General features: G+C 60.2%; 5 protein-coding genes. 3 read left to right on the top strand and 2 right to left on the bottom strand.

Translation table 11 applies throughout. The annotated features are described in order from the left end of the window. Positions 1-376: 376 nt before the first annotated feature. Positions 377-1,615 (top strand): class I SAM-dependent methyltransferase, encoded by a 1,239-nt coding sequence (locus tag ABX749_RS10525; protein WP_372895940.1) that lies wholly within the window; start codon positions 377-379, stop codon positions 1,613-1,615. Positions 1,616-1,696: 81 nt separating this feature from the next. Beyond that, complete coding sequence (locus ABX749_RS10520; RefSeq protein WP_372895939.1) at positions 1,697-2,806, top strand: hypothetical protein; 1,110 nt, start codon at positions 1,697-1,699, stop codon at positions 2,804-2,806. 58 nt (positions 2,807-2,864) lie between these two features. Here ABX749_RS10520 and ABX749_RS10515 read toward each other — a convergent pair whose 3' ends face one another. After that, positions 2,865-6,122, bottom strand: coding sequence for an ASPIC/UnbV domain-containing protein (locus ABX749_RS10515; protein WP_372895938.1), 3,258 nt, complete (start codon positions 6,120-6,122; stop codon positions 2,865-2,867). Then, positions 6,094-7,491: a hypothetical protein gene (locus ABX749_RS10510; protein ID WP_372895937.1), complete on the bottom strand. Its 1,398-nt coding sequence runs from the start codon at positions 7,489-7,491 to the stop codon at positions 6,094-6,096. Before ABX749_RS10510 ends, ABX749_RS10515 begins: the two co-directional genes overlap by 29 nt. 451 nt (positions 7,492-7,942) lie before the next feature. Between ABX749_RS10510 and ABX749_RS10505 the strand changes: the two genes are divergently transcribed. Then, complete coding sequence (locus ABX749_RS10505; RefSeq protein ID WP_372895936.1) at positions 7,943-9,205, top strand: multiheme c-type cytochrome; 1,263 nt, start codon at positions 7,943-7,945, stop codon at positions 9,203-9,205. Positions 9,206-9,643 lie beyond the last annotated feature (438 nt).

The following is a 9,643-nucleotide window of genomic DNA, read 5'->3' as shown; positions in this document are numbered from 1 at the left end:
GATCTCGGCGATGCAAAAATCACCGTCTCCAGCGACGAACAGGAAACCACGCTGGCGATCAATCGGCTCGGCCAAGCCACCAAACCGGCCCTGCGACGGTTCCTCAAGCGAACGCTGACGTCGTGACGCACACCAGCGGGAAGCGTTAGCGAGCGGCGCGAGGTGGAACCATAGTCGACACGCGCCAATGGCTGACGCCACGTGCTGAAATGCCCGCGGCCGGTAGGATCCCCAGCGGGACGCGTTAGCGAGCGGCGCGTGGCGAAACCACTGCCACTCGCGCGCCACTGGCTGACGCCACGTGCTGGTTTGGCCGCGTGCGGCAATGGCTCGCGTGCCGGTCTGAATGATTCTCCCCACCGATCCCTGCCTTGCGATGACTTCTCCGATTACCGCCGACGATTTGGAACGCTGCGAGGACGCACTGCGGATCGCGTCGGCGCATGGAACTTGGGACACCGCCTTGGCCGCCAAGATTCGCTCGCTGGTCGGCGAGGATCTGGCCGCCGTCGTGCTCGTGTCATTGAATCTGCAATCCAAAGCTCGTGCGAAACTCGGGGAGGGGATCTGGTGGTGCACCGAACGCTCGCTCAGTCAAGCAACGCCCGCTCCGGTCGCCGAGTTGAAAGCGCGGTGGATGAATTCCAGTTCGGTGCTCGACGGTTGCTGTGGTCTGGGTGCCGATACGATGGCGATCGCCAAGCACATGGGCTCGGCCGAGGTGCAAGTCACCGCGGTCGATAGCGATCCGATGATGGTCGCGATGGCCACGGAGAATCTGCGGATGAATGTTCAGCCCGCTCAATCACAGGTTGCGGTTCGCCAGGATGACGTCGCCACGGTGTCCATCGCCACCGATGCGACGGTTCATTTGGACCCCGATCGACGCGACGACAGTGGCCGCAAGGTGCGTCCGGAAGACTACTCGCCGTCGTGGGACGTCGTCGAACAGATCCTGGACCGCTGCGCCGCCGGGATCGTGAAACTGGCGCCCGCCGCGGTGATCGAAGATCGCCCGGAACGGCATCGGCTATGGATTTCGCTCGGCGGCAGTGTCCGCGAGCAAACGTTATTGACCGGGCAGGCGATCGACCGGGCCGCCACGTGTTTCGGCCACCCGCTGATCGCAGCTTCACGCACCGCCGTGCTGGTTCGCGCCGATGGCAGCGCGGCGACCTACACCGGCGATGGAGACAGCCAGACCGGCCGCCGAGTTGAGAAGCCGATGGAGTATCTGGCCGACCCCGACGCCGCGATTCGGGCCGCCGGACTGACCGAATCGTTTGCCGGACAATACGGCTACGACATGATCGGCGGTCCCAGCGGCTTTCTGACCGGAGACACCGCGATCGAGAGTGATCTGGCGATCTGTGAACCCGTGATCTGGTCGGGGGCCTGTGACGACCGCAAGTTGCGCAAGACGTTGCGATCGATGAATTGTTATCCCTGGCGGGTGAAGACCAGGGGCGTGTCCCAGAATCCCAACGTGCTCGAAAAACGTTACCGCCAATGCGGCGAGCGACCGGTCACACTGTGGATCGGAAAAGGCTCCCGCAGACAGTTCGCGGCATTGACGGAACGCCCCAATGCTCCGTGGCCGACCGGGCCCGGTTGATGTAGACTATTCGGATCGATGTTCGAGGAACGAAATTAATTCGAATTCGCCCGTGCGGAGAGTGCACCAGGTTCTTTTGTCGTGTTGCAAAAAGCGAATTCAGCCGCCGCTCCCGCCAAAGCGTTGATCAGTCCGAGGATCGATGCGATCTGTGGCGGGGGGCTATCGTTGGTGATCGCCCTGGTCGTGATCGCCTATGGATCGATCAGTTCCAGCGGCATGGACAACATGTTGATCGCGGTGAACGCTTATCTGTTTAGCGATCTCTTGATCAATGGGCCACACTTCATGGCGTCGTATCGCGTGCTGTATTCGCGACGCAAGAATTTTCGGCTGCACCCGATGGTCACGATCGGTGCGCCCCTGTTGGCCCTCGCCTTCTTGGTCTACATCGCGGTCTGGAGTGTTCAGGAAGGCTCATCGAGTGTGGAGCAAATGCAGGGCAGACGGCCCACCGGAATGATCGTGCTGGGTTGGCTGGCGCCTGTGCTGCTGGGCTGGCACTACGTCGGCCAGTCCTGGGGCGCGACCGCCTGTTTCGCGCACTTGGCCGGATTCAAGATGACGGCAAGGGATCGGCGATTGATCCGTTGTGGTTTCTATGCGCTCTTCGTGTATCACGTCACCTGGGGCGTCGAGTCGATGGGCTTGCTGACGTCATGGTTTCCGCAACAGCGTGCCGGTGAATTTTTGATGGAATCCTTGATGCAGATCTGTCGTGTCGTCGTCTTGGTCTGTTTCCTGTTGGGTTTGTGGGGATTTCGTCTGATGTCGGTCGAACAAGGACGTGCCGTGCCGGCGACGGTGTGGCTGCCCTGGGTTGCGACGTTCAGCTGGTATGTGATGGTGGATATTTATCCACAGTCCTTCTTCCTGCTTCAAATCTTTCACGCCGTGCAATACCTGATGTTTCCCGCTCGGGTGGAAATGAACGCGCGCGGGAACACGCGACGAATGAAGTTGCACATGCTGACCTACTACGCCGCCTTGGTGATGATCGGATTCGTGGTTTTTGAATGGACGCAAATCCTGGGGTGGACGATGTCGACGGTCTCGGTGCCGTTCCTGTTCCTGGGAACGGCAACGATGATGATCGTCAATGTGCACCATTACTTTATCGATGCGGTCATCTGGAAGATCCGTGATCCCGAAATCCGCCGATCGGTTTTTGGGCACCTGGAGACGTCGTAAGGTTCGCGACCACTCACGCGTCACGACGCGCGTCACAGGTCACGACGTGCGTCACGGGTCACGGCAACGTGAACAGTTCCGGTTCCGCTTCGACGATGAGCACGCGTCGATCGGCCGGGATGTTTTCAAACGTTTGCACCTGTCCGGTGGGCCATTGAACCCGCAGCCGGTCCACCGTTGCGTTGGAACCGAGCCCAAAATGAAGCGTCTGCTCGTTGCGGCACAAATACCCGTCGCCTGCAACCATCCACCGCACCGTCGTCTGACCCGCCGTGTGCAATTCGACACGAGCACCGATGGCATCCCGCTCACAGCGAGTTCCCACCAGCGCCACTTGCATCCAATGCTGCCCTGCATCGGTCTGGTTGACCAGTAACGCCGATGACCGCTCGACTTGGGTGACGACAAAGTCCATTTGTCCATCTCGATTCAAATCGAGCGTGGCCAATGCGCGGCCGAACTGGGGCTTGCTCCAAAACCCGGAGGGGTCAGCGACGTCCATCAAACGAAATTCAGATCCCACGTTGGCAAACAATTGCATCGGCTGGGCGTGGCCGCCTCGAATGCTTTTGGCGTTGTCGAGATGCCCATTGGTCACCACCAAGTCTTCGTCACCGTCGTTGTCATAGTCGATCGCCTGGGTGCCAAATCCGACGCGTTCTTTGGAGGCTTCGCCGAGATTAAATTGGCGGTTGCGGTCTTGGAAGGATCGATGCTTCATCAAGTACAGATTGGCGTTTTCGTTTTCATAGTTGGTGACGTGTAAATCGATTTCGTGGTTTCGGTCAAAGTCCCCGACGGCGATTCCCATCGCACCGGTCGCCCCACCGCTGAATCCATAGCCGCAGCCCAGAATCGACGCCAGATCCACGGGATCATTTTGGTGCCCCAGCTTCCAGAGTCGGTTCGGCAGCGAATCGTTGCCGATGAAGATTTCGTTTCCCGGCTCGCCGTCGAAATCAGCGATCACCAATCCCAGCCCGGTTCGAGAATCGTCTTGGTCGCTCAGCGGGCGAAAGCCGGTGGATCCGTCTCCTTGATTGGTGAAGAGGAAGTCACGGGCGGCGGCAAAGTTATTCGGCGCCACCGTGATCAGCACGTTGCCCTCGGAGTCCACAGGCGGTTTCACGGTCATGTTCGGGTCATCGACGTAACCGATCTCGATGAGATCGGGAAGGCGGTCGCCGCTGAGATCCGCGATGGCGATCGACGCGGGCACACGATGAACACCCGCCGGTTTTTCCAGTGGGTTGATGGCGAACGTCCCATCGCCGTTGTTGATCAGCAACACCGACCTGCCGATCCCCGCCGCGGCCAGATCCGGCAGCCCGTCCTGGTTCCAATCCCCCGCCGTGACACCCAATGTGTAGCTTTGGTGCAACGCATTACCGAGCGCCGATGTCTCAACCAGCCTCGTCGTCTCGTTTCGATAGAGCGACGTTCCACCGGACGGGTTGCCCGTTCGGCTTGCAAAACCCGGCGGATCGGCGGCGCCCTGTGCAAAAAACAGGTCCGGCCAGCCATCGAGGTCGTAGTCCAACACCGCGACCCCACCGCCGAGCGTCTGGTAGATCGCGTAGCGCTGTCTTTGCGGTTGATCCGCGACACGGTAGGTATGCCGCATGCCCATCGCATCGGCGAAATTGCGAAAGGACGCCGGGACAGAATCGTTGCGTATCGCAGCGGCCGCCGTCGGGGTCTCGTTTGTTTCGTCCAGCGCCCACTGTTTCAGGTCCGGCAGCGGATAGAGCTCAAGGTCTGTTCCCTGTAATCGCGATTGACGATCGGGAAACGGTTTGCCATCGGCGAGCAGCGATTCACGCTGCTCGTTCAGCTCCGCCAGACGTTGCTGGTCGCCTGCACCGTGAGCGACAATCGCCCGCCACAGAATCGCTTCCAACGGTCGATCCAGGTCATCCAGCGCGTTCGCTAATGATTCAACCGATGTTGGATCCGGAGGCCGCTGCATCGCGACTTGATTGTTTGCATCGATCGACGCCCGCAATCGGGTCCAATGGTCAAACCAACGCTGGGCTTCGTCTTCCTTGCCCAACGAACCGAGGGCCTGACGCATCCGACTGGTCGATGCAAAATCGGTCGGGTCGCGCTGCAAGGCTTCACCGAGAACGCGAATCGCAGAGTCGTAGCGTCGCTCCATCAGTTCCATCATCCCGAGCGTGGCCCAGTAGTCGGCGTACTCGGTGATTTGTGGCGGCAACTGTGTCAGCCACCAGGCGAGCATCGAATCACTTTGCAGCTCGCCAGCAGCGCGACCGAACAATGCCACCATCGCGGGCGGCGCCTGCGATCGTTCGATGGCCGGCCTGAGCAGTTCGATCACGTCGTCGAACCGCCGCTCTTGGAACGCCAGTCGGGCGTCGCCGTAGGGTGAGATGGGCACGTACTGCGGTCCGCCCGGGGGCAACTGCGGTTGGTCCGTTGCCGAACGTTGATCGTCCGGCGGGCTGTACATCGCATCGCTCAGCGAGATCAGCGAGTGCAGTTCGTCCTGCATCACGTTGCCTAGCAAGCACAGTCGCCTGACCAGTTCGGCTGCCTCCTGACGACGCCCCTGACGATTGTACAAAAAAGCGAGTTGACGCAAGGCGGTGACCGCATTTGGCATCCGGTCCAGCAGCCGACGGTATCGCTGCTCCGCCTCGTCGTAACGATGCAGCAACAGACACCAATCGGCGGATTGCCCCTGCGCGGCCAAGCCGGCTTGCGGATGATCGACGGGAATCTCACCTAACAATTCCACGCCCGCGGCCAAGTCACCATCGGCGGCCGCCAACATGGCCATCCGAAACAGAATCTCGGTGTCCTCCGGGTCGACAATCAACAACGTCTTCAACAGCTCATAAGCTTCCCGATAGCGTGCCTGGGCCTTGAACGCATCGGCTCGCTCAATGATGCCTTTGCGATCCGCCACGCCGTCGGCGACCTCGTTGGAACCGCTGTTAGGATCACCGCTGTTAGGATCACCGCTGTTAGGATCACCGCTGTTAGGATCACCGCTGTTAGGATCACCGCTGTTAGGATCGCTGGCAGCGACGTGGTCCTCGGAAACAGTGGGCGAGCTGGATCGGGATGAGGCTGGGGATGGCTCGGATCCGCACCCCGAGACCAGAACCAGACCAAGCAGGCTCAGGCACACCCAAGAAGCCACGCGACCGCGATGGGTCAGACCAACGCGATGGGGCAGCCGAATGCAGTCGGTCAGGCGAGACAAGGTCACCCATCGGCAGCGAGCGAGGAATCCAATGCTGTCCATGCCGTTGCTGCCCTCAGTCACCTTGGCGGAGTTCCAACGCATCGATTTCGAGACCACAAAGAATAAAGGACGGAGCGATTTGATGCCCGCCGGATCTCAGCAACCGTTCACGTTGTTCCCCGATGGCCAAGAATGCGTTTTCCGCCTCTGCTTCGCTGATCGCGGCATCGTTGACCGCGAAGACGAGATCGATGCTCTGCCAAGCGAATGCTTCGACGGGGCGTTTCAGCTGTTGCAACAAGGTCACCAATTTTGCCACGAGAGCTCGATCGCGACTTTGATTCATTGTCAGTCGGTTACCGATGTCTTGAGTCTGTCGAATCCACTTGGCTCGCCTGTCGGCTTCATCGGCCACGGCGGTTTGCCCCACCGCGCGCAACGACTTGCTGAACCTGTCGTACGCATCGACGTCGGTGAAATCGATCAGCAGCGTTCGCGAAAAACATCGAATCGCTTGGTCGTGGTTTTGCTGATGGGCGGCGTGACATCCGGCGGCAAACCAACCGTCCGCGTCGGCCGCATCGGGTTGAACGGACTCGGCCCACTGTCGGACCGCGTCCCACTCGTTTCTCAAGGCCTGAATCCGCGCCCGCAACGAGGCTTCCGCCCGGGCGACGGCTTGGCGGTTTGCGTCAGCTCCCGCGCGAGACGTTTGGTGCTCCTCGGGCTGCAAGATTTCCAAGGCGGCGTCGAGATCTTGGAGTGCCATCTGGTTTCTCGACTGCGCCAATCGGTTCAGCGGCTCCAGTCTGCCCGATTCCAACTGCTTCGGCAGCGGCTTGACCAGCGACAGCAGGCACCGAAGCTCGTCCTGGTTCACCTCACCGCGCTGCGCCAGGTAGCGAAAGTGCGACGCCGCCTCGATCCGTTTGCCCTGCTGCAGCAATAACTGTCCCAGGTGACGGTGCACCATCGTCGCGTCAGGGATCTCGTCGAGGATCGTACGATAGCGTGCTTCGGCCTGGTCGTAGTTCCCGGCAAGCACCAACCACTCGGCGGTTTGGCCCATTGCCGGTAGACGGGTCGCCGGCATGCGAGCGGCCAATTCGTCCAGCATCTCGATGGCTTCGTGGAATCGATGACGATCGCCGAGTACCAACGCGTGTAAAAAGATCGCTTGGGGATGATCGGGCGTCATTCGCATGACTTGACGCACCAGTTGGAACGCCAGATCGTCTTGCCCCTGCTCCAAGGCGCGCAACGCGGTTTCGCGCAGTTGTTCCGCGGTGGCAGGTTGCGGGGTGTTGGAATCACCGGGCTTGCCGCGATCACGTCCATCCGCCACGTCGGTCGTTGATGGATCAGGGGCGTCCACGTCACCGCCGGATGACGACCTGAATCCGCTGTCTTGATCGACGTTGTCTTGAATGACGCTGTCACGCGGCGATCGCGAGGGTGGGGTGACCTCCACGGCGGTCTGCGTTCGATCACAACCGCAGATTAAGCACACCCCGAGTGCGCAAACACAAATCAGCATCACCACGGTGCCACCAACCGATCCCTCCGCGACGGCGTCTCGCCGATTTGAATTGTCCGACATTCACTTGGCACCCGTTAGAACATCCGGCGTGAAACACCCGCTTTGCCACGGGGTCTTTCCCACTGGGTCTTCGGGCCTTCGCACCTTCGCCGTGACAACTTGCTGACGCGGCCACAGCTTAAAAGATTCGCTTTCGAAACCAGCATAGATGGGATCACGGCCAGTCGCAACGAACCCTCGATCGGTCTGGCCGGAGCGAGATAAAAAAGAGCATCCGTCGTCATTGCGGGAACGCTTGTTGTTGTTTGCACCGACGTCTCTCACAATGATGCAAACGATGCTGATCACAAGGATCCACCTCGCCCCATTCCGGAGCCACGTCTTGAACCGCTTCCAGCCCCTCGTCTTGATCTCGCTGATCCTCGTTCTGGTCCTGACAATCGCGAGTTTCGGTGAGCTGTCGCAGCGGTCGGACGAAGCATTCTCAGATCCTGGATCGGTGCAGCGTCCGATTCGTGCGGTCGTCTTCCCCCCATCATCCGCCGACGGCGTTGCCCCCGATCCACGCGAAAGTGCGGAGCCGGCCGACGTGACGCCCGGAGCTGGATTGACCGACGGAGCTGGATTGACCGACGGAGCTGGATTGACCGGCGCGACTGGATTGACCTACGTGGGGCGGAAGGTGTGTGGGGAGTGTCATCGCGAAAACTTCGCTGCCCATGCCCACCATGGTCATGCCTCGACATTCTTCGAGGTGGCCGACACCGAGCTGCCCGAGATTTTTGCCGGAGAAACGTTCGATGGGGGACCGCAGTACGGCATTTACTCCTACCAGCGTGACGCGGAGGGAAACCTGATCGCGAAACTCGATGGCCCCGAGCCCCCGACATCACTGATGTTGCAATACGCGTTGGGGTCTGGATTCAACGCCCAAACGTTTCTCACGCTGCAGGCGACACCGGGCGGCGAGACGACGGCGATCGAGCATCGCGTTAGCTGTTATGCCGGCGATCGATTGGGACTGACCGTGGGACACGAGGAAAAGACACCGGATTCGGCAGCGGAGCGATTCGGCAGTCCGTTGCAAGGCGAGGTGTTGGAACGTTGCGTTTACTGCCACACCACCACCGCGACGATCCGGCAGGGACACATCGCGGATCTGACCCCGAATGTCGACTGCGAGAAATGCCATGGTCCGGGCAGTGAACATGTCCGATCAGCTCGCCTTTCCCCCAAACCGGCACCGTATTCGGTCGGCATGGAAACCTGGGACCGAGAATCGGAGCTTCAGCTGTGTGGTGATTGCCACCGTCTGCCTCGCAGCATCTCGAAACTCGAACTACGTGACTATCCCGATACGTTGGTTCGGTTTCAACCGGTCGGCATGTTACGCAGCAAGTGCTATTTGAAATCAGAACAGAGCCTACGATGTACGACGTGCCATTCCCCGCACGTCAGCCACCATGGCCCCGACGAGATGAGCCGCCAGATCAAAAATTGCATCCAATGCCACGACCAGACTCAGTCGAGCCACGTCATCTGCCCGGTGTCCCCCCAGACCGATTGCATCGACTGCCACATGCCGGCCATCGACCAGAAGCAGGGCATCAAGTTTCATGATCACTGGATTCGCGTCCGCGATTGAGTGCGGTGGCGTGGGTGCAACGCCGTCGCGCTAGCGGCCTGTCGATTGAATCCCGCATGCGTTAGCAAGGGGCCACACGGCGCTTCTCGCTGACGCGTCGCGCCTAAGGTCATCGCGCTGTTTTCAGAACATCGTTCAAATCGACAGCCCGCGAGCCGTCCGGTTTTAGCGTTCAAAGACCGGAGGGCTCGCGCCCTGCCGCTAAAAAGAAACACTTCGTTGGGTGTCAATGGAGAGCGCCAGCGAATCCACTATCCCGAAGGGATTGCAGCGAGTAGCCGGAGGTCAGCGCAGCGCCACCTCCGGGGAGCCCGTCGCAAATTCCCCTCGACCCCGGACGAGACTGCTGAATTAGTCCGGTGAGCTGGACAGGCATATAATTCCAGCTTTCGTCCTTGCCTCTTCTTTCTTTGGTGGGCTGCGAAATGCTCGATAAGT

The organism is Stieleria sp., from assembly GCF_041595215.1.
Taxonomy (GTDB): Bacteria; Planctomycetota; Planctomycetia; order Pirellulales; family Pirellulaceae; genus Stieleria; species Stieleria magnilauensis.
The sequence above is the reverse complement of the archived record's forward strand: the minus strand, read 5'-3'. Positions and strand labels throughout refer to the sequence as shown.